Below are 21,801 nucleotides of genomic sequence, written 5' to 3'. Positions count from 1 at the left end.
TCCGGACTTTTTTGCTGGAGAAATGCTGATGACCGATATCGATGCACGCTTGCGCGAAGACGTTCACCTGCTCGGTGAGCTATTGGGCAACACCATCCGTGAACAATACGGGGACACGTTTCTCGACAAGATCGAGCAGATCCGCAAGGGCGCCAAGGCTGATCGACGCGGTTCCGTGGACGCCGAACTCAGCGCCAGCCTCAACCAGTTGAGCGAGGACGAACTGCTGCCGGTGGCGCGGGCGTTCAACCAGTTTCTCAACCTGGCCAACATCGCCGAGCAATACCAACTGATTCATCGCCGCGAAGAGTCGCAACCGGCGCCCTTCGAGGCACGGGTACTGCCCGAGTTGCTCGCCCGGTTGCGGGCCGAGGGCCATGGCGCCGAAGCCCTGGCCAGGCAATTGGGGCGGCTGGAGATCGAACTGGTCCTCACGGCCCACCCCACGGAAGTGGCTCGCCGTACGCTGATCCAGAAATACGACGCCATCGCCGCGCAACTGGCGGCCCAGGATCACCGCGACCTGACCAGCGCCGAGCGCGCGCAGATTCACGAGCGCCTGCAACGCCTGATCGCCGAAGCCTGGCACACCGAAGAAATCCGCCGCACCCGGCCGACCCCGGTGGATGAGGCCAAGTGGGGTTTTGCGGTAATCGAGCACTCGTTGTGGCAGGCCATTCCCAATTACCTGCGCAAGGCCGACCAGGCGCTGCATGCCGCCACCGGCTTGCGCCTGCCGCTGGAGGCCGCGCCGATCCGCTTTGCCTCGTGGATGGGCGGCGACCGTGACGGCAACCCGAATGTCACCGCCGCCGTGACCCGCGAGGTGCTTTTGTTGGCGCGGTGGATGGCAGCGGACCTGTACCTGCGTGATGTCGATCAACTGGCGGCCGAGCTGTCGATGCAACACGCCAGCGAGGCCTTGCGTGCCCAGGCCGGCGACAGCGCCGAACCTTATCGCGCCGTGCTCAAGCAACTGCGTGAACGCCTGCGCGCCACCCGCAACTGGGCCCACGCCTCCTTGAGTGCCGCCACGCCGCCAAGCGCCGAGGTGTTGCAGCACAACCGCGAGCTGCTGGACCCTCTGGAGCTGTGCTACCACTCGTTGCACGAATGCGGCATGGGCGTGATTGCCGACGGGCCGCTGCTCGATTGCCTGCGCCGGGCGGTGACCTTTGGCCTGTTCCTGGTGCGCCTCGACGTGCGCCAGGACTCGACGCGCCATACCGCCGCCATGACGGAAATAACCGACTACCTGGGCCTGGGCCGCTATGAGGATTGGAACGAGGAGCAGCGCATCAGCTTCTTGCTGGCGGAACTGAGCAACCGGCGTCCGCTGCTGCCGGCCCATTTCAAGCCATCGGCCGATACGGCGGAAGTGTTGGCGACGTGCCGGGAAGTGGCTGCGGCGCCAGCGGCGTCCCTGGGTTCCTACGTGATCTCCATGGCCGGTGCGGCTTCCGATGTCCTCGCGGTGCAGCTGTTGCTCAAGGACGCCGGCGTGTTGCGGCCAATGCGCGTGGTGCCGCTGTTCGAGACCCTGGCCGACCTGGACAATGCCGGGCCGGTGATCGAGCGGCTGTTGCTGCTGCCCGGCTATCGCTCGCGGCTGCAAGGCCCCCAGGAAGTGATGATCGGCTATTCCGATTCGGCCAAGGACGCCGGGACCACCGCGGCGGCCTGGGCGCAGTATCGGGCCCAGGAGCGGCTGGTGGACATCTGCCGTGAGCAGCAAGTCGAACTGCTGTTGTTCCATGGTCGCGGCGGCACCGTTGGCCGTGGTGGCGGTCCGGCGCACGCGGCGATCCTGTCCCAGCCCCCGGGTTCGGTGGCCGGGCGTTTCCGCACCACTGAGCAAGGCGAAATGATTCGTTTCAAATTCGGCCTGCCGGACATCGCCGAACAGAACCTCAATCTTTATCTCGCTGCGGTGCTTGAAGCGACGCTGCTGCCACCGCCGCCGCCCACGCCGCAGTGGCGGCACCTGATGGACGAACTGGCGGCAGACGGCGTCAAGGCCTACCGCGCCGTGGTGCGGGAAAACCCGCAATTTGTCGAGTACTTCCGCCAGTCCACCCCCGAGCAGGAACTGGGGCGCCTGCCCCTGGGCAGCCGCCCGGCCAAGCGTCGGGCCGGTGGCATCGAAAGCCTGCGGGCGATCCCGTGGATCTTCGGCTGGACCCAGACCCGCCTGATGCTGCCGGCCTGGCTCGGCTGGGAAACCGCACTGAGCAAGGCCCTGGAGCGCGGCGAAGGTGAGTTGCTGGGGCAGATGCGCGAGCAATGGCCGTTCTTCCGGACCCGCATCGACATGCTGGAGATGGTGCTGGCCAAGGCCGATGCCGATATTGCCCGCTCCTACGATGAGCGTTTGGTGGAACCTGGGCTGCTGCCTTTGGGTGCGCATTTACGCGACCTATTGTCGCAGGCCTGCTCGGTGGTCCTTGGGTTGACCGGTCAGTCGCAGCTACTGGCACATAGCCCTGCCACGCTGGAATTCATTCGCCTGCGCAACACTTACCTCGACCCGCTGCACCTGTTGCAGGCCGAACTGTTGGCGCGCTCGCGGCAGCAGGATGTGGCCCAGGGCAGCCCCGTGGAACAGGCGTTGCTGGTGTCTGTGGCGGGTATTGCCGCCGGTTTGCGTAATACCGGCTAAGGTTAGGCAGCGCACCGAAACGGCTCGCCCGGCGTTCCCGGGCGTTGTCCGCCGGGGGAGGAAACAGGTTGGCCAGGCGACAGTTCATTGCCCGGTTGCGACTCTCGCCACCCCCTCCGAAGGTCGTATCGGGCACGGGTTCCTCCGACTTTCGGCGGCTTGTGTGGGTCGGGCCTGCTGTGTATCTTGATCAGCCTTTGGCCGTTTGGGCGGTCACGATCCTGTTTTTCGAAGATTGGCCCCACGAGGCGAATCCGAGCGTTTTACATAAAAAAATTGAGGAGCACATCGATGCGCGTCATTCTGCTGGGAGCTCCCGGGGCCGGTAAAGGTACTCAGGCAAAGTTCATCACCGAAAAATTCGGTATCCCGCAAATTTCCACTGGCGACATGCTGCGTGCCGCGGTCAAGGCGGGCACCGAGCTGGGCGTCAAGGCCAAGAGCATCATGGATGCCGGCGGCCTGGTGTCGGATGACCTGATCATCGCCCTGGTCAAGGATCGTATCGCTCAAGCCGATTGCGCCAACGGCTTCCTGTTCGACGGCTTCCCGCGCACCATTCCCCAGGCCGAAGCCCTGGTGACTGCCGGTGTTGAGCTCGATCATGTGGTCGAAATCGCGGTCGACGACGAAGAGATCGTCCAGCGCATTGCCGGTCGTCGTGTCCACGAGCCGTCCGGCCGTGTCTACCACACCGTCTACAACCCGCCGAAAGTCGCGGGCAAGGACGATGTCACCGGTGAAGAGCTGGTGCAGCGCAAGGACGACACCGAAGAAACCGTGCGTCATCGCCTGTCGGTCTACCATTCCCAGACCAAGCCGCTGGTGGCGTTCTACCAGAATCTGTCGGCTGCCCAGGGCAAGCCGAAGTACAGCCACATCCCGGGCGTTGGCACGGTCGATGCGATCACCGGCAAGGTGCTCGAAGCGCTGAGCTGAAAAGTCTGATCAGTTGCATCAACTACGGCCCGCTTGCGGGCCGTAGTTGTTTATACTGGCGCACTTTTTTCCACCTGATTTACGGACACATCGATGAGCACCTTGCTGGCCCTGGACACCGCGACTGAAGCTTGCTCCGTTGCCTTGCTGCACGACGGCAAGGTCACGAGCCATTACGAGGTGATCCCGCGCCTGCATGCGCAGAAACTGTTGCCGATGATCCAGAAACTGCTGAGCGATGCCGGGACGACCTTGCAGGCAGTGGACGCGATTGCCTTCGGTCGCGGGCCGGGCGCTTTTACCGGTGTGCGCATTGCCATCGGTGTGGTGCAAGGATTGGCGTTTGCCCTGGAGCGACCGGTGTTGCCGGTGTCGAACCTGGCGGTGCTGGCCCAGCGCGCCTTGCGCGAACAGGGCGCCCGCCAAGTCGCAGCGGCCATCGATGCGCGCATGGACGAGGTGTACTGGGGCTGCTATCGCGAAACCGACGGCGAGATGCGCCTGGTCGGTGCTGAAGCGGTATTGCCACCCGAAGCGGCGGCGTTGCCGAGCGGGGCCGACGGTGAGTGGTTCGGTGCCGGTACCGGCTGGGGCTACGGCGAGCGCATCGCCGTCAGCCTGACCGGCCAGGACGCCACATTGCTGCCTCACGCCGAAGACCTGCTGGCCCTGGCGCGCTTCGCCTGGGCCCGTGGTGAAGCCATCCCGGCCGATGATGCGCAACCCGTTTACTTGCGGGACAAAGTCGCAACCCCCAAGTCCGAGCGATAAAAAAGCTTCACCCCCTTCTCAAGCGAGCACCGTTGTAGGAGCTGCCGAAGGCTGCGATCTTTCCAGCGACACTTGAATCTCAAGTGAACAAGTCAAAGATCAAAAGATCGCAGGCTTCGCCAGCTCCTACATCCAGCGGGGATAAATCCCCTCGCCACAAAATCACAGCACAAAGACATTCCCCCACCCAAAAGTCACACCCAATATTGCCAGTCGTCACTTTTTCAGCCCGTTTTTAAACCTTTTAAGCTTTATGTGTTCTAGTTATCACTTGCGCATTTGCGCGGCTGCGAAAGTGCCGCTAAATTGCCATCATTGATACCGAGCATTCTGTTATGCGTATAGACGGCGTTTCATCCCAGTCCTATCCCATCAAGCGCAAGCCTCATGCAGGCAAAATCGCTGAGCAAGAGTCCTTCGATGATGATATCGATGGCGAACTGGAGTTCCCGTCTGAAGAGCAATTGGCCGCCCGCGCCGCCAAAGCCTCCGCGCAACGCCTGAGCAATCTTCCCGCCCGCCAGCAAGACATGCTCTATCACCGTGCAATGAGTCGCAGTGTCGCCACGGCCCTGGCGAGCTACCTGAGCACCGCCGGTTTCGTCGATTGGGATATGGAAGTGCTGGGACTCGATCTCTACATCTGATGGTCTTGCCTTACTACCTGGGCTGCCCCTCCTGGAGCGAAAACGCCTGGCGCGATTACCTTTATCCCCAGGACGCGAAAAGCACCGACTTCCTGAATCTCTATTCCCAAGTGTTCAACGCCGTGGAAGGCAATACGACCTTCTACGCCAGCCCATCTGCGGCCACGGTCCAGCGCTGGGCCGAAATCATGCCCGAGCACTTTCGCTTCACCGCCAAGTTCCCCGGTGACATCAGCCACAATGGCGACTTGCGCGAGCGCCTGGCGGCCACCGAGACCTTCCTGCAACTGCTCAGCCCCTTGGGTGAGCGCGTCTCGCCGTACTGGCTGCAACTGTCCAAGGCCTTCACCCCGAATCGGTTGCCGGAACTGGCGGGGTTCATCGACGCCTTGCAGCGCCCGTTGGCCGTGGAGGTCCGTCACGATGAGTTCTTTGCCAAGGGCGACGCTGAACGGCGCCTCAATCGCCTGTTGCTCGATCGTGGTGTCGAACGTATCTGTCTCGATCCCCGAGCCTTGTTCAGTTGCACCTCCCTTGATCCTGCGGTGCTTCACGCGCAATCGAAAAAGCCCCGCGTGCCGCCCCGGCCTGCGGCGTTCACCCAATGTCCGCAAGTGCGCTTCATCGGCCATCCGGTGCTGGAAGCCAATGAACCGTTCCTGACGCCCTGGGTCGAGAAAATCGCCGGATGGATCGAAGAGGGGCGCACGCCCTATATCTTCCTGCACACCGCCGACAACCTGCTGGCAGCCAAACTCGCGCAACGCTTCCACACTCGCCTGATGAGTCGTTTGCCTGGCTTGCCGGCCCTGCCTGAGCTATATAGAGAGCCCGCCGCCGAGCAACTGGGTTTGCTCTGAGGCCAACCTTCTCAGCTCAGGAGCGAACTACATGGATGCGCAAACTCGTCGAGCCCAGGCGTTCAAGGCCTTGCACGAACGTGAAGGGGCTTTTGTCATTCCCAATCCGTGGGATGCCGGTTCGGCCAAGATGCTGGCCAGCCTCGGTTTTGAAGCCCTAGCGACCACCAGTGCCGGCCACGCCTTTTCCTTGGGCCGGCCCGATGGCGCCCTGGGCCTGGAGGACACGCTGGCCAATGTGCGGGCGATTGTGGCAGCCACCGACTTGCCGGTGGCCGTGGACCTGGAGAACGGTTTTGCCGATGCCCCCGACGATTGCGCGCGTAACCTGCTCCGTGCGGCGCAGGCCGGTGCGGTGGGTGGTTCGATCGAAGATGCCACGGGGCGCGAAGACAGCCCGATCTATTGCTTCGACCATGCCGTGGCGCGGGTCAAGGCCGCCGCCGAGGCCGTGCGCAGCTTGCCGTATCCCTTCCTGCTGACGGCCCGGGCGGAGAACTTCCTGCACGGCAATCCGGACCTGGACGACACCATTCGCCGCTTGAAGGCCTTCGCAGACGCAGGTGCCGACGTGTTGTACGCCCCGGGGCTGAGCAGCGCCGAGCAAGTGCTTGCAGTGGTGCGGGCCGTGGCGCCGAAACCGGTGAATGTGCTGATGTCCGGGGCGCTGGACCTGACCGTCGCGCAGTTGAGCGAGTTGGGCGTCAAGCGCATCAGCGTCGGATCGGCGTTGGCCCTGGCCGCGCTTGGCGAGTTCTTCCGCGCCGCCGAGGAAATCCAGCAGCAGGGCACGTTCACCTTCACGCGCCGCTCGATGCCGTTCAAGCAGGCCAACCAATTATTCAAGGGTTGAGGCCCGAGGCAACATCGTGCGGTTTTTGAAAGTTCTTGCAGTCGTGGCACTGCTCGTTGGCGTCGCAGTGCTGGGGGTATGGCGCGGCTGGGTGACGCTGCCGCCCCAATGGAATCCCTGGGCACCCCTGGACGTCAACCTTGCGCCGAACCTGCTGACCCGCTTCAAGCTCATGGCCCTGCGCAACGACCCGCAGCTGTGCGACCAGGCCCTCGCCACGTCGGGGCTGCGCACCGCCCGCCAGGCGGACAGTGGCGCCAATTCGACGTGCCCGCTGACCAATGTGCTGAGGGTGCAGGGTGGTGAGGTGGCGCTGAGCAGCAGTTTCCTCGCCAGTTGCCCACTGGCCGTGGCCTTCGCGCTGTTCGAGCGTCATGGGTTGCAGCCGGCGGCAATGGCGGTCTACGGGCAGAAAGTGACGCGGGTCGATCACCTCGGCAGTTTCGCCTGTCGCAACATGTATGGCCGTGAGAGTGGGGCGCGCAGCCAGCACGCCACCGCCAGTGCGTTGGACATCGCCGGGTTTCGCCTGGCCGATGGGCGCACGGTCAGTGTGCTCAAGGACTGGCCCAAGGACGATGCCGATGCGCGCTTTCTACGTCAGGCTCGCGACGGCGCCTGCGATATGTTCAGTGTGGTCTTGAGCCCGGATTACAACGCGGCGCACCGCAACCATTTTCATCTGGACGTGGGGCCATGGTGGATCTGTCGTTGAGGATCAGGCGGCGATGCGCAGGTTCTGCAGCACGATCGGACGTGCCCAGCGGATGTCGAAATCCAGTTGTTTCTGTTGCGCCACCAATTCCTCTTCCGGGAAGGGCGGGAACGGTTTGTCCAACAGGTCGAGTTCGAACTCGGCGATTGGCAGGTGCAGTGGCCGCGGTTGCGGTGCCGGGCCGGGCTCCGGCAGCGGTTGGCCGGCGGTGAGGACGAGTGGGCGAACCCAGTTGCTCTCGAAGGTCTGCTGCTTCTGCTGGGCGGCGATTTCTTCGGCTGGGAAGGGCGGGAAGGGCTTGTCCAGCAGGTCGAGTTCGAATTCGGCGATGGGCAGGAACAGCGGCTCAGGCGGCTTGACCGGTGTTTCAGTCACTTCGCAGGTGCGCTGGCTGACGATGTGTTCCAGCAGTTCGGCGCCGAGGGTCGGTTCAACCGCTTCATCGAGGGCCACTGGCTGGTAGCTGCCAGGTGCCGGTGCGTTATCACCCAGTTGATCGGCCAGGGCCCGGGCAAAAAAATCCTGCCACAGGTGACTGACGCCGCTCAGCGCTTGGGTGTTACGCAGGCTGTAATCGCCGTAAGGGGAGATAACGCCTATCGATGTGGATTGAATGTCTGACATTTTTCTCGGTCGACGCTCAGCTCTGGCAAAATGCCGTTCACCGTTGTTATCGGCCGTTTTTGCCGATCCTTAATTTTTTGAGCATGTTTCCATGAGTGAGCAACCCGCGGCCTGCCGCATCCATGTCGAGGCCCTGGCCCCGGCCTTCCAACCGCAGGCCGAGCACTGGGCCGAGCGGCTTGGCCTGCCTTTGCAAGTGGACGATGGCGAGTTTGCCTTGCAGATCGGCGAGCAGGGATTGCAGTTGCAGCAACTGGGCCCGGACGCGCCAGGGCCGGTGCGGGTGGACTTCGTCGAAGGCGGAGCAGCCCATCGGCGTTTGTACGGTGGCGGCAGCGGCCAGATGATCGCCAAGGCGGTCGGTATCGCCCAAGGTGTGCGTCCGCGGGTGCTGGATGCCACGGCCGGGTTGGGCAAGGATGCGTTTGTGCTGGCCAGCCTGGGCTGCGAAATGAGCCTGATCGAGCGTCAACCGCTGATTGGCGCCCTGCTGGAGGATGGCCTGGCCCGCGCGGCGGAGGACTTCGACGTGGCGCCGATCGTGGCGCGCATGCGTTTGCTCAAGGGCAATTCCATCGAAGTAATGCGCGACTGGGAAGGCGAACCGCCCCAGGTGATCTACCTGGACCCGATGTTTCCCCATCGGGAGAAAACCGCCCTGGTGAAGAAGGAAATGCGCCTGTTCCGCCCTCTGGTGGGCGACGACCCGGACGCCCCGGCGCTGCTCGCTGCCGCGCTGGCCCTGGCGACCCACCGGGTGGTGGTCAAGCGCCCGCGCAAGGCCCCGTGCATCGACGGGCCGAAGCCGAGTCATGGGCTCGATGGCAAATCCAGTCGCTACGACATCTACCCCAAGAAAGCGCTCAAGCCCTGATCTGTGGGGGAAGGTGTTCTGTCGGAGAAGAATGATCTGTGGGAGCAAAGCTTGCTCGCGATGAACGATGACGCGGTGTTCTGATAGATCGCAGCGCCGCCATCGCGAGCAAGCTTTGCTCCCACAGGTCAACCTCTGTCAGGGAAAGCTTTGCTCCCACAGGTCAACCTCTGTCAGGGAAAGCTTTGCTCCCACAGGTCAACCTCTGTCAGGGAAAGCTTTGCTCCCACAGGTCCGCCTCAGTCAGGGAAAGCTTTGCTCCCACAGGTCCGCCTCAGTCAGGGAAACCTTTGCTCCCCCAGGTCCACCTCAGTCAGAAAAAACTGTGGCAGGCCTAAGGCCGATAAGCCCGCACAAACAACCCCACCACTTCCTGCACATGAGCCTCGGCGGCTTCCGGTTCCGGGGCCGGGCCGCAGCCAGACAACAACCGAAAATTCGCTGCGCCCTTGATCAGGCAGAAGAAATGCTCGGCGGCATTGCGCGGTTTATCGATGCTCAGGGCGCCGCTCTGATTGACCTTGATCAGCAGCCGCTCCATGCCTGAGAGCATCCGCTGTGGGCCTGCTTCGTAGAAAATCGTCGACAGCTTCGGATCCTGGCTGCCCAAGGCCATGATCAGCCGATGCAGGTTCAACGATTCATCGCTGTTGATCAGTTGGTTGAACCCACGGGCAATGTTCAGCAGCACGTTTTCGATCGGAACGCCGTCAGGCCATTCGTAAAACAGCGACGGTACCTGCTCTTCACATTTGGCCATCACGGCAGCGGAAAACAGCGTCTCCTTGTCGTTGAAATGGCTGTAGACCGTCAGCTTCGAAACCCCCGCCTCGGTGGCGACGGCGTCCATGCTGGTATTGGCATACCCCATGCTCAGGAACAGACGTTTCGCCGCGTCGAGAATGGCCTGGCGCTTGGCCAAGTCCTTGGGACGGCCGGGGCCGGAGGGGATTGGAGGATTGTTCGACATTTCTTCGCTTTAATACTGGACTGGTGAGTTTGCTATTAATAACATACTCGCCAGTATAATTATTCCAAGCACCATTAGCGAAAGGTCACTCGCCATGTTCCGCTATGCCTTGCCCCTCGCCGTGCCAGTCACCCTGGCTTTTTTATTGTCTGCGTGCGGTCATGACGAGCCGGTGCCCGTCGCCGTGCGCCCGGTCATGGTGGTCAATCCAGAGCCTTCGGCCCAGGCGATGGACAGCTATCCCGGCGAAGTACGAGCCCGGTTCGAGCCCGACCTGGCCTTTCGCATTGGCGGCAAGGTGAGCCGACGGCTGGTCGAAGAGGGCCAGCGGGTCAAGGCCAATCAACCGCTGGCTGAACTCGATCCCGAAGATGTGCGCCTGCAGTTGGAAGCAACCCGTGCCCAGGTTGCCGCCGCCGAGGCCAACCTGAACCTGGTCCGCGCCGAGCGTGACCGCTACAAGACCTTGATGGAACGGCAGATGGTCAGCCGCTCCCAGTACGACAATGCCGAAAACCTTTACCGCTCCGGCACCGCGCGGCTCAAGCAGATCAAGGCCGAGTTCGATGTCGCCAACAACCAGGCCAGCTATTCGGTGTTGCGTGCGCCCCAGGATGGTGTGGTTGCGCGGCGTGCGGTGGAGGTCGGGCAGGTGGTATCGGCCGGTCAAACGGTGTTCACCCTGGCGACCGACGGCGAGCGTGAAGTGCTGATCAGCCTGCCGGAACAGGGTTTTGGCCGGTTCAAGATCGGCCAGCCGGTTTCGGTCGAACTGTGGAGCCAACCTGACCAGCGTTTCAGCGGGCGCATTCGCGAACTATCGCCGGCCGCCGACCCCAAGTCCCGTACCTTCGCCGCCCGTGTGGCCTTCACCGCCGGCAGTGTTCCAGCCGAGCTGGGCCAGAGTGCCCGGGTGTTTATCCAGACCGCTGACAAGGTGCCGCTGTCGGTGCCGTTGTCGGCCCTGACGGCTGAAAACGGCGCGACGTACGTCTGGGTGGTCAACGCCAACAACACCCTGAAGAAAGTCCCGGTGCGGGTCGGCGCCTTCGGCGAAAAGACCGTTCCGGTGCTGGAAGGCCTCAGCCCCGATGACTGGGTGGTGGCGGCCGGCGTGCATGTGCTCCTCGACGGCCAGCAGGTGCGGCCGGTGGATCGCTCCAACCGCGTGGTCAACCTGACGGCCAAGGAGTAATCCCCGATGGGTTTCAATCTTTCCGAATGGGCGTTGCGCAACCGCCAGATCGTACTGTTCCTGATGCTGTTGCTGGCCATCGTTGGCGCGCTTTCCTACACCAAGCTTGGCCAGAGCGAAGACCCGCCGTTCACCTTCAAGGCCATGGTCATCCGCACCACCTGGCCGGGCGCCACGGCCGAGGAAGTCTCGCGGCAGGTCACTGAGCGCATCGAAAAGAAGCTCATGGAAACCGGCGATTACGAACGGATCGTCTCGTTCTCCCGGCCGGGCGAGTCCCAGGTGACCTTCATGGCACGCGACTCCCTGCATTCGGCGCAGATTCCCGAGCTGTGGTACCAGATCCGCAAGAAGATCAGCGACATTCGCCACACCTTGCCGCCGGGTATCCAAGGGCCATTTTTCAACGATGAATTCGGCACCACCTTCGGCAACATCTATGCGCTGACCGGTGACGGCTTCGACTACGCCGTGCTCAAGGACTACGCCGACCGCGTCCAGATCCAGCTGCAACGGGTCAAGGACGTGGGCAAGGTCGAACTGCTCGGTTTGCAGGACGAGAAGATCTGGATCGAGCTGTCGAACGTGAAGCTGGCGACCCTCGGCCTGCCCTTGGCGGCGGTCCAGCAGGCCCTGGAAGAGCAGAACGCCGTATCGACCGCCGGCTTCTTTGAAACCGGCAGCGAGCGATTGCAGCTACGGGTTTCCGGGAATTTCCAGACCGTGGAAGAGATCCGCAACTTCCCGATCCGGGTTGCCGATCGTACGTTCCGCATCAGCGATCTGGCCGATGTGCGCCGGGGGTTCAACGATCCACCGGCGCCACGCATGCGTTTCATGGGTGAAGATGCCATCGGTCTGGCCGTGGCCATGAAGGAAGGTGGTGACATCCTGGTGTTGGGCAAGGCCCTCGAGGTCGATTTTGCCCGGATCCAGAACACGCTCCCGGCCGGCATGCAATTGCGCAAGGTGTCGGACCAGCCGGCAGCGGTGAAGACCGGGGTCGGTGAGTTCGTCCAGGTGTTGGTGGAAGCGCTGACGATTGTGTTGCTGGTGAGCTTCTTCTCCCTGGGACTGCGCACCGGGATGGTGGTGGCCCTGGCGATCCCGCTGGTGCTGGCAATGACTTTCGCCGCGATGTATTACCTGGGCATCGGCCTGCACAAGATTTCCCTCGGCGCGCTGGTATTGGCGCTGGGGCTGCTGGTGGACGACGCGATCATCGCGGTGGAGATGATGGCGATCAAGATGGAGCAGGGCTTCGACCGGATCAAGGCCGCCAGTTTTGCGTGGACCAGCACGGCATTCCCGATGCTCACCGGTACGTTGATCACCGCGGCCGGCTTCCTGCCAATCGCTACCGCGCAATCGGGCACCGGCGAATACACCCGTTCGATTTTCCAGGTCGTGACCCTGGCATTGCTGGCGTCCTGGGTGGCGGCCGTAGTGTTCGTGCCGTACCTGGGGGAAAAGCTCCTGCCGGATCTGGCGAAAATTCACGCGGCCAAACATGGCACGGCTGACGGCCAGACCGACCCTTACGGCACGCCGTTCTATCAGCGTGTCCGGCGGATGGTGGAGTGGTGCGTGCGTCGTCGCAAAACCGTCATCATCCTGACCGTGCTGTTGTTCGTCGGCTCGGTGGTGTTGTTCCGTTTCGTGCCGCAGCAGTTCTTCCCGGCGTCGGGGCGGCTGGAGCTGATGGTCGACCTGAAACTGCAGGAAGGCGCGTCCCTGAGCAACACCGCCGAGCAGGTCAAGCGCCTTGAAGCGCTGCTCAAGGACCACGCGGGCATCGACAATTACGTGGCCTACGTCGGCACCGGTTCGCCGCGTTTCTACCTGCCGCTGGATCAACAACTGCCGGCGTCCAGCTTCGCCCAGTTCGTGGTGCTGGCCAAGACCATCGAAGACCGCGAGCCTTTGCGCAGTTGGTTGATCTCGACCCTGAACGAACAATTCCCGACCCTGCGCTCGCGGGTCACCCGTCTGGAAAACGGCCCTCCAGTCGGCTACCCGGTGCAGTTCCGCGTCACCGGCGAACACATCGAAAAGGTTCGCGCCCTGGCGCGCAAAGTGGCGGCGAAAGTTCGCGAAAACCCTTACGTGACCAATGTGCACCTGGACTGGGAAGAGCCGAGCAAGGTGGTGTACCTGAACGTCGACCAGGACCGGGCCCGAGCCCTGGGCGTGAGCACGGCCAACCTGGCGAGTTTCCTGCGCAGCTCCCTCACTGGCTCCAGCGTCAGCCAGTATCGGGAAGACAACGAACTGATCGAAATCCTGCTGCGTGGCACGGTGCATGAGCGCACCGAACTGTCGTTGCTGCCGAGCCTGGCGGTGCCGACCGACAACGGCAAGAGCGTTGCCCTGTCGCAGATTGCGACCTTGGAATACGGTTTCGAAGAAGGCGTGATCTGGCACCGCAACCGCTTGCCGAGCGTGACCGTACGGGCCGATATCTACGGCAAGGAACAACCGGCGACCCTGGTGCAGCAGATTTTCCCGACCCTGGAGCCGATTCGTGCAGAACTGCCGGACGGATACCTGCTGGAGGTGGGCGGTACGGTAGAGGATTCGGCCCGCGGCCAGAAATCGGTGAACGCCGGGGTACCGCTGTTCATCGTGGTGGTGTTGACCTTGCTGATGCTGCAACTGCGCAGTTTCTCGCGCACGGCCATGGTGTTTCTCACCGCGCCGCTGGGGTTGATCGGTGTCACGCTGTTCCTGTTGATGTTCCGCCAGCCGTTTGGTTTCGTCGCCATGCTCGGCACGATCGCGCTGTCGGGGATGATCATGCGCAACTCGGTGATCCTGGTGGACCAGATCGAACAGGACATCAAGGCGGGGCTGGCGCCCTGGCAGGCGATCATCGAAGCGACAGTGCGTCGCTTCCGCCCGATTGTGCTCACCGCACTGGCGGCGGTGCTGGCGATGATCCCGCTGTCACGCAGCCTGTTCTTCGGACCGATGGCCGTAGCGATCATGGGCGGCCTGATCGTGGCGACGGCGTTGACGCTGTTGTTCCTGCCGGCATTGTATGCGGCGTGGTTCAGGGTCAAGAAAACCTGAGGCGATTCTGATAGCACTGAAGATCAAGTGTGGGAGCGAGCCTGCTCGCGATAGCGGTGCAACAGCCAATAGAGATGTTATGGCTGATACTGCTATCGCGAGCAGGCTCGCTCCCACAGTGTTTTGCGCTTGGCTTAAAGAGTACCGAATACCTTCTTCGCCAAACTGGTCGCCGCAGCCGCCGGGTTCTGGCGAATGGTGGCTTCCTGCTTGCCGATCATCTCGAACAACCCGTCCAGCGCCTGCTCGGTCACGTAGTTTTCGATGTTGGCGCTCTTGGCGTCCAGCACGCCGAAGGTCGCGGCCTGGCCGGCGAAGGCATTGTATTTCTGCGCCAGGCCGACCTTGTCGGTGGCTTGCTTGACGATGGGCAGGAACTTGGCGCGGATCTGCTCGCGGCTGCTCTTGTTCAGGTATTGCGTGGCGGAGTCCTGGCCGCCGCTGAGAATGCCCTTGGCATCGTCCACGCTCATGTTCTTCACGGCATTGACCAGGATCGGCTGGGCCTGGACCACCGCAGCTTCGGCGGCCTGGTTCATGCTGGTTTCCAGTTGATCGACCTGATCACCCATGCCGAAGGCTTTCATCTTGCTGGCGACTTTGCCGAGCTTGCCTGGCAGTTCGATCTTCACATCCGGGTTGTTGCTGAAGCCGCCGGGGGTGCCCAGTTGCTTGACCGCCACCTGCGCACCTTGGGTCAAGGCGTCCTTGAGACCGCCCGTGGCGTCTTTTTGCGACAGGTCGCTCAAGGACAAGGCCATGGCATTGGCGCAAATCAGCAGGCCTGCGCACAGGCCGGTAAAACGGAGGGTTGAGCGAAACATGATGGCGTCCTTGATGAAAGTTTGAAAAAGGAATCAGCGTGCGGCGTTGACGCGGATCTTCAACGGCTGCGGATCCTTGCCATCGAGTTGCACGGCGTGTTGTTCAGTGGTGATGAACATCAACTGGCCGTCCACTTCGATGCGGGCGCTCACGGCATAACGATGGCCGGGCTTGACCTGGGCCGGATCATAACTGAGGTGGAACGGCAGCGGGACCTGGCCTTTGACCGGGCCGCTCTGCTCATCGAGTACCACCGCAGGGGCGTCGGCCAGGGAAACGTCCTGCAGGCTCACGCTCAAGGTCGCGTTGGGCGGCAGGGCAATGCGTTGCAGATAGAACACTTCGCCATCAAGGGAGGCAACGGTCTTGGAGGGGGGCGTTGCCGATTGGCAGGCGGCCAGTAATGCCATGGATGCAAGCAGAGCGAGTTTTTTCATTGGAAGCACCTGGCTCATTGACGCCAGCCACGCGGGCGTCAATGAGCATTTAGCGGATTTGCGTCCAAGCATCCATTCGTAACGTCGCGGTTCAGGAACCGAACGCGGGCGCTTGAACAGTTTCAGCCAGCGATGCTGGCGCCAGGCTCAGCAGGATGTCAACGTGTTGATTGCCGCCATCCCAGGTGAAGGCCTGTTCGGTTTCAAGAAAAAGCGCGGTGTCACCTTCGTACGCTTGTGCCTTGACCGAGAGTTCCTCCCCTACGGGCGTCGTCTTGGGGTCGAGGAGAAAGCGATATTGCCAAGGCTGCTGGGCCACTGGCTCCTTAGGCGCCATGTTGGAACCCTGGCCGCCGCTGGCGCTGATCTGGGCGCCGGCAGCATTTTGCACACTGACTTCGGTGCGAGCGGCTTCCGGGAGTTGAAAGCCTTCGGGCAGTTGCAGGGTTAACGTGATGATGTTCATGCTGAATTCCTTTTCAGTACGTCGACATTGACGTGAGCCCATCCTAAAGGCCTGCTCCAAAGTTCTCTGTAGGTCTTTTCTTGGTTTCACGTCGCCTTAGCCGCTGCGCAGCGTCGGAGTAAGCTGGTTGACTGCCCCATCAACTCACCGCAAGCGTTCCATGCTTCTCGGTGAGTGATCGACAACCTTCAACTGTCGGCGGTGATCGCGACGTCCGCGGCGTCTTCACTGCGATGCAGCGCCACCTGGCGGATCGACAGGCGAATTTCCGCCGGCAGCACCCGCTTGGCCGCGCCTTCGGCCAGTTCGCCCAGCAGTTCGTGGTAGCTGAGTTTACCGGCTTCGTCGCGGCGCAGTACGTCGAGGTCGAGCATGGTCTGGATGAAGTGGCGGAACAGGCTCTTGTCGAAGAACTCCGGCGCATTCAGTCCATGCAGGATCGACAGGCGCTGGGCCATGACGGTGCAGAGGTCTTCCAGTTCTTCGGCGCTGATGGTGTTCTGGCCGCTGTTGAGCAGCAGCGAAACGGTCATATAGAAGCGCTGCAAGGTCTGGGCGATGCTTTTTGACAGCAGGGTCAGCAGCACGAAGTGCCGCGAACTCGGCGCCGGACGCAGGTACAGGTCATTTTCGAAACGCAGCAGGCCCTGTTCGACGAATGCTTCGAGCCACTGGTCGACCACGCCGTCCAATTCTTCCAGCGACCAGCGAATGAACAGCTCCGATTGCAGGTACGGGTACAACGCGTGGGTGTAGCGCAGGATCTGCTCGCGGCTCATGCGCGAGCTGCTCTGGAAGAAGCTCGCCAGCAACGCCGGCAGGGCGAAGATGTGCAGGACGTTGTTGCGGTAGTAGGTCATCAGTACCGCGTTCTGCTCATCCAGGTACAGAATCTTGCCCAGGGCATCGCTCTGTTCCGACAGCAGGTCCATGCCTTTCACATGTTCGATCAGCGCCCGGCCATCGCCTTCGGGCAGGGTGGTGTGGGGCGAGTACGGGACCTTGCGCAGCAACGCCAGGTACAGGTCGAGCACTCGCGCCATGGCGCGGTCGTCCAGGGCCAGGCGGCTGGTGGACAGCAGCGCCAGGGCGACGAGGTTGACCGGGTTGATCGCTGCCGCTTCGTTCAGGTGCCGGGCCACGCGCTCGCCGAGGCGGTTGGTGGTCGCGTTGAGCCAGGCCGGTTTGAATTGCGGGCCCAGTTCCTGTTGGCGCCAATCCGGCTGTTCGCCGTCGAGGAATTCCGCCAGCTTGATCGGTTCGCCGAAGTTCACCGCCACCTGGCCGAAGCGTTGCTTGAGGGCGCCGATGACCTTGAAGATGTCGAAGATAGATTCTTTTTTCTTGCTGGCCCCACGTAGTTCTCCCAGGTAGGTGCGGCCTTCCAGTACGCGCTCATAACCGATGTAGACCGGCACGAACACGATGGGCATGCGCGACGAGCGCAGGAAGCTGCGCAGGGTGATGGCGAGCATGCCGGTCTTGGGTTGCAGCATGCGCCCGGTGCGCGAACGCCCGCCCTCGACGAAGTACTCCACCGGAAAACCTTTGGTGAACAGCGTGTGCAGGTATTCGTTGAACACGGCGGTGTAGAGCGGGTTGCCCTTGAAGGTGCGGCGCATGAAAAACGCCCCGCCACGGCGCAGCAGGCCGCCGATCACCGGCATGTTGAGGTTGATGCCGGCGGCAATGTGCGGTGGCGTCAGGCCGTTGCGAAACAGCAGGTACGACAGCAGCAAGTAGTCGATGTGGCTGCGGTGGCAGGGTACGTAGATGACTTCGTGGCCTTGGGCGACGTTCTGCACGCCTTCGATGTGGTTGACCTTGATGCCGTCATAGATCTTGTTCCAGAACCAGCTCAGCACCACTTCCAGGAAACGGATCGCGGTGTAGGTGTAGTCCGAGGCGATCTCGTTGCCATAGCGCAGGGCCTGGGCCTTGGCTTTTTCGGCGGAGATATTTTCCCGCTCGGCTTGCTCGGCAATCGCCTGCTTGACCAGCGGCTGGTTCAACAGGCCCTTGACCAGGTTGCGTCGGTGGGAAATGTCGGGGCCGATGACCGCTGCTTTCAGATTGCGGAAGTGCACCCGCAGGATCCGCTGGGCCATGCGCACGGTGCGCTCGTGGCCCTTGTCGTGTTCGATCAGCTCGCGCAGGTGGATCGGCGCGGAGAATTGCACGCGGGTCTTGCGCCCCAGAATCATGATGCTCAACAGGCGGCGCAGGCGCCCGGTGACGGCCCAACTGTCGGCGAACAACAGCTTCCAGGGGCTGGATTCGCTGTCGGGCGACTGCCCCCAGAACACGCTGACCGGGATGATCTGGGCGTCTTCGGCGGCATTGTGGGTCAGGGCGTTGACCAGCCGCGTCAGGGTGGGCGGCGCACCGCGCTTGTCCTGGCGACCGATCCAGTCCGGCGCTGGCGTCAGGTAGAAAAACGCCGCCGGTTCCAGCAGGTTGCCCACCGAGACCGGCAGCACCGGACGGGGCAGGCCGGCCTTGGTGCATTCGGTGTCGAGCACCGCCAGGTCGGTGAGTGAAGGATCTTGCAGGACGTAGAACACCGGGCGACTGCGGTCGAGGTTGAGGGTGAAGGACGACTGGTTGATCGTCTCTGAGCGAACCCAGAGGTACAACAGTCGGCGCAGGGTGCCAAACACAAGACGGCGGAACGGGGAACGGGTCATACGGCTTCTGCATGAGTGAATGGGATGGGGCGGGCGCCAGTGTGCCGGATTCGCCGAAAATCGGCAAAAAAGCGCCGAAGTAAAGTCAGTTGAGAGTTTTTGTGTCTGTCATATACTCGGCCAGTGACTGCCATGGCCTCCCTTATGGAGGGCCGGACGGTGGCTAAAGTTCGTACGGCTTTGCCTTTATGCGGTTGGGCGGGAAAAGCCGACTTAAAAATAAGAAGTGGGAGTGAGCATCATGGCAGCACGGGAAACCGGCAGTGTGAAGTGGTTCAACGACGCCAAAGGCTACGGCTTCATCCAGCGTGAAGGCGGGGCGGATGTGTTCGTGCATTACCGCGCCATCCGCGGCGAAGGCCACCGTTCACTGACCGAAGGCCAGCAGGTCGAGTATGCGGTCGTGGAAGGGCAGAAAGGCTTGCAGGCTGAGGATGTGGTGGGGTTGTAACCCCACTCTAGAAGCCGTGGTAGATCCCTGTGGGAGCAAAGCTTGCTCGCGACAGTGGTAGGTCAGCTTGCATCGATGTTGAATGTACCTCCGCCATCGCGAGCAAGCTTTGCTCCCACAGTGCTCCCACATTTGGAGCTAGGCTGCACCTGAGACTGGCGTCACGCCGTCTTCCAGGTAATCTCTTCTTCCCCATCGGCGCTGATGCGAATCCAGCGATCCGCCGATTCCTCGCCTTCTTCCTCGACCCAAGAGCCAGGCGCGCAGCGCACTTCGACGTTCAGTGCGGCGAAGGCAGCGCGGGCGCAGGCGATGTCGTCTTCCCACGGCGTCTGGTCACTTTCCAGGTACAGGCTGTTCCATTTGCCCACGGCCTTGGGCAGCCAGGTCACCGGGATGTTGCCGGCCTTGCACTTGTAGGTCTGGCCTTTCTGGGCCCAGTCGCTGCACGGGCCCAGGGCCTGGCCGAGCCAGGCGGCGATGGCCTTGTGGTCGACGTCGGCGTCTTTGAGGTAAATCTCGATATCGGGTTGGCGCATGGATGTCCTCGCTGCGGTCTTGAAAAATCCATTCGCGGATTTAACGGGGCCCGAGCGGTTGCCCGGGACCGGAATCAAAAGGTTATTGAAGAACGAAATAATCGTAGCGCATCGACACTGTGACCTGGAACGGCTCGGCCTGCTCGATTACGCTGGCACGGCGTTCGGCACTGGCGCGCCAGCCGTGGGGCGTCATGGCGAGCAGGTTGGCGCGGTCCTGGCCACTGTCGAGGGTCAGCTTGAATTCGAGGGTTTCGCTGTGATCCAGCACCATGCCCGGCGGCACCAGGGCCAGGTGCTTGTCATCGGTGTATTCGCGCACTTCGTCGTACAGGCGCTCGCGCAATTCCATCAAGTGGCCGGCGGTGGGACCGACTTTCATCAGGCCGCCGCCGGGGCTGAGCAAGCGCTTGGCCTCCTGCCAGTCCAGCGGGCTGAACACGCTGGCCAGGAACTGGCAGCAGCCGTCCGCCAGCGGCACCCGGGCCATGCTGGCGATCAACCAGGTCAGCTGCGGGTTGCGTTTGCAGGCGCGCTTGACCGCCTCGCGGGAAATATCCAGGGCATAACCATCGGCGTTGGGCAACGCTTCGGCGATCTGCGCGGTGTAGTAGCCTTCGCCACAGCCGATGTCCAGCCAGCGCCCGGGCGCGCGTTCGGCGGCCAGTTCGGCCAGGCGCCGGGCGACCGGGGCATAGTGCCCGGCGTTGAGGAAGTCGCGGCGGGCTTCGACCATCGCCTGGTTGTCGCCGGGGTCGCGGCTGTTCTTGTGCTGCACCGGCAGCAGGTTCAGGTAACCCTGCCGCGCGCGGTCGAAGCGGTGGCCGGCCGGGCACACCACGCCGTTGTCCACCGCGTTCAGCGGTTCACTGCAGATCGGGCAGGCGAGCATCAGGCGAGCAACTTGATCAGCGTCTTGTAGTAGATCTCGGTCAGCACATCGAGATCGGCGGCCAGCACGCGTTCGTTGACCTGGTGGATGGTCGCGTTGACCGGCCCCAGCTCCACCACTTGCGTGCCCATGGTGGCGATGAAGCGACCGTCGGACGTGCCGCCGCTGGTGGACGCTTGGGTCTCGCGGCCGGTGACGTCCTTGATGCTCGACGACACGGCGTCGAGCAGCGCACCGGGTTCGGTGAGGAACGGCAGGCCGGACAGCGCCCAGTCGATGTGCCAGTCCAGCTGATGCTTGTCGAGGATATCGGCAACGCGCTGTTGCAGGCCTTCGACGGTGGATTCGGTGGAAAAGCGGAAGTTGAACACCGCCACCAGATCACCGGGGATCACGTTGGTCGCGCCGGTGCCGGAATTGAGGTTGGAGATCTGGAAACTGGTCGGCGGGAAGAAGTCGTTGCCGTGGTCCCAATGCTCGGCGGCCAGCTCAGCCAAGGCGGGCGCGGCCAGGTGGATCGGGTTCTTCGCCAGGTGTGGATAAGCCACGTGGCCTTGCTTGCCGCGCACGGTCAACTTCGCGCCGAGGGAACCGCGCCGGCCATTCTTGACCACGTCGCCCACCAGCGTGGTGCTCGACGGCTCGCCGACGATGCACCAGTCCAGTCGTTCCTGACGGGCCTTGAGGCGTTCGACCACGGCTTTGGTGCCGTGGTGGGCCGGGCCTTCTTCATCGCTGGTGATCAGGAAGGTCAGCGAGCCCTTGTGGTCCGGGTAGTCGGCGACGAACCGTTCGGCCGCCACCACCATCGCCGCCAGGCTGCCTTTCATGTCCGCCGCGCCACGGCCGCAGAGCATGCCCTGTTCATCGATGACCGCATCGAACGGGTCGAGCTGCCAGGCCTGCACCGGACCGGTCGGCACCACATCGGTGTGCCCGGCGAAGCACAGCACCGGACCGTCATGCTTGCCATGGCTGGCCCAGAAGTTATCCACATCCTCGATACGCATCGGTTCGAGCGTAAAGCCCGAGTTGCCCAGGCGCTGCATCATCAGTTTCTGGCAATCGGCATCCACCGGCGTCACGGACGGACGGCGGATCAGGTCGCAGGCGAGTTGCAGGGTCGGCGAGAGGTCGGCGTAGGCCGTCATGAAAGCTCCGGGAATATAGTGTGAACGCAAGGCTTATGCAGGCGCGGGCTGGCTCGCGCAAAATGGCGGTTATCTTATAGCAAAACGACCACCATGGGCCCCTGGTGCGGGACAGGTGGAGCACAAAACCTGTGGGAGCAAGCTCGCTCCCACAGAGGTTTTGCTTAAATTGCC

General features: G+C 62.6%; 20 protein-coding genes. 11 read left to right on the top strand and 9 right to left on the bottom strand.

The genetic code is table 11. The features are described from left to right. The first annotated feature begins 28 nt into the window (after positions 1-28). The 7 genes from ppc (at position 29) to ASC85_RS04045 (ending at position 7,444) form a co-directional block, all read left to right on the top strand. Positions 29-2,659 carry a phosphoenolpyruvate carboxylase gene (gene ppc, locus ASC85_RS04075; RefSeq protein ID WP_057448375.1) on the top strand — a complete coding sequence of 877 codons (2,631 nt, stop codon included), beginning with the start codon at positions 29-31 and terminating at the stop codon, positions 2,657-2,659. 291 nt (positions 2,660-2,950) lie between these two features. Then, a complete protein-coding gene (gene adk / locus ASC85_RS04070; protein WP_003198170.1) occupies positions 2,951-3,598 on the top strand; it encodes an adenylate kinase in 648 nt (215 codons plus the stop codon). Positions 3,599-3,691: 93 nt separating this feature from the next. Further along, positions 3,692-4,369, top strand: a complete 678-nt coding sequence (gene tsaB / locus ASC85_RS04065) for a tRNA (adenosine(37)-N6)-threonylcarbamoyltransferase complex dimerization subunit type 1 TsaB (RefSeq protein ID WP_057448374.1) — start codon at positions 3,692-3,694, stop codon at positions 4,367-4,369. 335 nt (positions 4,370-4,704) lie between these two features. Further along, positions 4,705-5,016, top strand: a complete 312-nt coding sequence (locus ASC85_RS04060) for a hypothetical protein (protein WP_057448373.1) — start codon at positions 4,705-4,707, stop codon at positions 5,014-5,016. Beyond that, positions 5,016-5,876, top strand: coding sequence for a DUF72 domain-containing protein (locus ASC85_RS04055; RefSeq protein WP_057448372.1), 861 nt, complete (start codon positions 5,016-5,018; stop codon positions 5,874-5,876). Before ASC85_RS04060 ends, ASC85_RS04055 begins: the two co-directional genes overlap by 1 nt. 31 nt (positions 5,877-5,907) lie before the next feature. After that, on the top strand, positions 5,908-6,729 hold the full coding sequence (locus ASC85_RS04050) for an isocitrate lyase/PEP mutase family protein (RefSeq protein ID WP_057448371.1): 822 nt from the start codon (positions 5,908-5,910) through the stop codon (positions 6,727-6,729). Positions 6,730-6,745: 16 nt separating this feature from the next. Continuing rightward, positions 6,746-7,444, top strand: coding sequence for an extensin-like domain-containing protein (locus tag ASC85_RS04045; RefSeq protein WP_057448370.1), 699 nt, complete (start codon positions 6,746-6,748; stop codon positions 7,442-7,444). A 3-nt stretch (positions 7,445-7,447) separates the two neighbouring features. Here ASC85_RS04045 and ASC85_RS04040 read toward each other — a convergent pair whose 3' ends face one another. Beyond that, positions 7,448-8,068, bottom strand: a complete 621-nt coding sequence (locus tag ASC85_RS04040; protein ID WP_057448369.1) for a hypothetical protein — start codon at positions 8,066-8,068, stop codon at positions 7,448-7,450. 91 nt (positions 8,069-8,159) lie between these two features. On the opposite strand from ASC85_RS04040, the gene ASC85_RS04035 reads away from it, so the two are divergent. After that, positions 8,160-8,942 carry a class I SAM-dependent methyltransferase gene (locus ASC85_RS04035; protein ID WP_057448368.1) on the top strand — a complete coding sequence of 261 codons (783 nt, stop codon included), beginning with the start codon at positions 8,160-8,162 and terminating at the stop codon, positions 8,940-8,942. Between the two features lie 334 nt (positions 8,943-9,276). Here the strand turns inward: ASC85_RS04035 and ASC85_RS04030 are convergent, their stop codons facing one another. Next, on the bottom strand, positions 9,277-9,912 hold the full coding sequence (locus tag ASC85_RS04030) for a TetR/AcrR family transcriptional regulator (protein ID WP_057448367.1): 636 nt from the start codon (positions 9,910-9,912) through the stop codon (positions 9,277-9,279). Positions 9,913-10,006: 94 nt separating this feature from the next. On the opposite strand from ASC85_RS04030, the gene ASC85_RS04025 reads away from it, so the two are divergent. Together ASC85_RS04025 and ASC85_RS04020 are read left to right on the top strand one after the other, a co-directional pair. Next, positions 10,007-11,107: an efflux RND transporter periplasmic adaptor subunit gene (locus tag ASC85_RS04025; protein ID WP_057448366.1), complete on the top strand. Its 1,101-nt coding sequence runs from the start codon at positions 10,007-10,009 to the stop codon at positions 11,105-11,107. Positions 11,108-11,113: 6 nt separating this feature from the next. Next, positions 11,114-14,179, top strand: a complete 3,066-nt coding sequence (locus tag ASC85_RS04020; protein ID WP_057448365.1) for an efflux RND transporter permease subunit — start codon at positions 11,114-11,116, stop codon at positions 14,177-14,179. A 134-nt stretch (positions 14,180-14,313) separates the two neighbouring features. Here ASC85_RS04020 and ASC85_RS04015 read toward each other — a convergent pair whose 3' ends face one another. From ASC85_RS04015 to plsB, 4 genes are all read right to left on the bottom strand, one after another. After that, on the bottom strand, positions 14,314-15,003 hold the full coding sequence (locus ASC85_RS04015) for a DUF4197 domain-containing protein (protein WP_057448364.1): 690 nt from the start codon (positions 15,001-15,003) through the stop codon (positions 14,314-14,316). A gap of 33 nt (positions 15,004-15,036) precedes the next feature. After that, positions 15,037-15,441 (bottom strand): YbaY family lipoprotein, encoded by a 405-nt coding sequence (locus ASC85_RS04010; RefSeq protein WP_057448363.1) that lies wholly within the window; start codon positions 15,439-15,441, stop codon positions 15,037-15,039. A gap of 91 nt (positions 15,442-15,532) precedes the next feature. Beyond that, entirely contained in the window at positions 15,533-15,907 is a 375-nt protein-coding gene (locus ASC85_RS04005; protein WP_013692378.1) for a hypothetical protein, read from the bottom strand. A 188-nt stretch (positions 15,908-16,095) separates the two neighbouring features. Continuing rightward, positions 16,096-18,594: a glycerol-3-phosphate 1-O-acyltransferase PlsB gene (plsB, locus tag ASC85_RS04000; RefSeq protein ID WP_057448362.1), complete on the bottom strand. Its 2,499-nt coding sequence runs from the start codon at positions 18,592-18,594 to the stop codon at positions 16,096-16,098. 241 nt (positions 18,595-18,835) lie between these two features. On the opposite strand from plsB, the gene ASC85_RS03995 reads away from it, so the two are divergent. Beyond that, complete coding sequence (locus tag ASC85_RS03995; RefSeq protein ID WP_003198198.1) at positions 18,836-19,045, top strand: cold shock domain-containing protein; 210 nt, start codon at positions 18,836-18,838, stop codon at positions 19,043-19,045. Between the two features lie 161 nt (positions 19,046-19,206). On the opposite strand, the gene ASC85_RS03990 is transcribed toward ASC85_RS03995, so the two are convergent. The 3 genes from ASC85_RS03990 to dapE form a co-directional block, all read right to left on the bottom strand. Continuing rightward, positions 19,207-19,584 (bottom strand): hypothetical protein, encoded by a 378-nt coding sequence (locus tag ASC85_RS03990; RefSeq protein WP_057448361.1) that lies wholly within the window; start codon positions 19,582-19,584, stop codon positions 19,207-19,209. Positions 19,585-19,666: 82 nt separating this feature from the next. Continuing rightward, positions 19,667-20,476 (bottom strand): putative RNA methyltransferase, encoded by an 810-nt coding sequence (locus tag ASC85_RS03985; protein ID WP_003198202.1) that lies wholly within the window; start codon positions 20,474-20,476, stop codon positions 19,667-19,669. Beyond that, positions 20,476-21,627, bottom strand: a complete 1,152-nt coding sequence (gene dapE / locus ASC85_RS03980) for a succinyl-diaminopimelate desuccinylase (RefSeq protein WP_057448360.1) — start codon at positions 21,625-21,627, stop codon at positions 20,476-20,478. The genes ASC85_RS03985 and dapE overlap by 1 nt, the downstream gene beginning before the upstream one ends. Positions 21,628-21,801 lie beyond the last annotated feature (174 nt).

Origin of the sequence: Pseudomonas sp. Root401 (assembly GCF_001425105.1) — a bacterium.
GTDB lineage: Bacteria > Pseudomonadota > Gammaproteobacteria > Pseudomonadales > Pseudomonadaceae > Aquipseudomonas > Aquipseudomonas brassicacearum.
Note: the sequence above shows the minus strand (reverse complement) of the source record. Positions and strands in the feature narration are given on the sequence as shown.

Bases quoted from the DNA above. Each gene is read 5' to 3' on its own strand.
- ppc (WP_057448375.1), top strand. From the start codon at position 29: ATGACCGATATCGATGCACGCTTGCGCGAAGACGTTCACCTGCTCGGT.
- adk (WP_003198170.1), top strand. From the start codon at position 2,951: ATGCGCGTCATTCTGCTGGGAGCTCCCGGGGCCGGTAAAGGTACTCAG.
- tsaB (WP_057448374.1), top strand. From the start codon at position 3,692: ATGAGCACCTTGCTGGCCCTGGACACCGCGACTGAAGCTTGCTCCGTT.
- ASC85_RS04060 (WP_057448373.1), top strand. From the start codon at position 4,705: ATGCGTATAGACGGCGTTTCATCCCAGTCCTATCCCATCAAGCGCAAG.
- ASC85_RS04055 (WP_057448372.1), top strand. From the start codon at position 5,016: ATGGTCTTGCCTTACTACCTGGGCTGCCCCTCCTGGAGCGAAAACGCC.
- ASC85_RS04050 (WP_057448371.1), top strand. From the start codon at position 5,908: ATGGATGCGCAAACTCGTCGAGCCCAGGCGTTCAAGGCCTTGCACGAA.
- ASC85_RS04040 (WP_057448369.1), bottom strand. From the start codon at position 8,068: ATGTCAGACATTCAATCCACATCGATAGGCGTTATCTCCCCTTACGGC.
- ASC85_RS04035 (WP_057448368.1), top strand. From the start codon at position 8,160: ATGAGTGAGCAACCCGCGGCCTGCCGCATCCATGTCGAGGCCCTGGCC.
- ASC85_RS04030 (WP_057448367.1), bottom strand. From the start codon at position 9,912: ATGTCGAACAATCCTCCAATCCCCTCCGGCCCCGGCCGTCCCAAGGAC.
- ASC85_RS04025 (WP_057448366.1), top strand. From the start codon at position 10,007: ATGTTCCGCTATGCCTTGCCCCTCGCCGTGCCAGTCACCCTGGCTTTT.
- ASC85_RS04020 (WP_057448365.1), top strand. From the start codon at position 11,114: ATGGGTTTCAATCTTTCCGAATGGGCGTTGCGCAACCGCCAGATCGTA.
- ASC85_RS04015 (WP_057448364.1), bottom strand. From the start codon at position 15,003: ATGTTTCGCTCAACCCTCCGTTTTACCGGCCTGTGCGCAGGCCTGCTG.
- ASC85_RS04010 (WP_057448363.1), bottom strand. From the start codon at position 15,441: ATGAAAAAACTCGCTCTGCTTGCATCCATGGCATTACTGGCCGCCTGC.
- ASC85_RS04005 (WP_013692378.1), bottom strand. From the start codon at position 15,907: ATGAACATCATCACGTTAACCCTGCAACTGCCCGAAGGCTTTCAACTC.
- plsB (WP_057448362.1), bottom strand. From the start codon at position 18,594: ATGACCCGTTCCCCGTTCCGCCGTCTTGTGTTTGGCACCCTGCGCCGA.
- ASC85_RS03995 (WP_003198198.1), top strand. From the start codon at position 18,836: ATGGCAGCACGGGAAACCGGCAGTGTGAAGTGGTTCAACGACGCCAAA.
- ASC85_RS03990 (WP_057448361.1), bottom strand. From the start codon at position 19,584: ATGCGCCAACCCGATATCGAGATTTACCTCAAAGACGCCGACGTCGAC.
- ASC85_RS03985 (WP_003198202.1), bottom strand. From the start codon at position 20,476: ATGCTCGCCTGCCCGATCTGCAGTGAACCGCTGAACGCGGTGGACAAC.
- dapE (WP_057448360.1), bottom strand. From the start codon at position 21,627: ATGACGGCCTACGCCGACCTCTCGCCGACCCTGCAACTCGCCTGCGAC.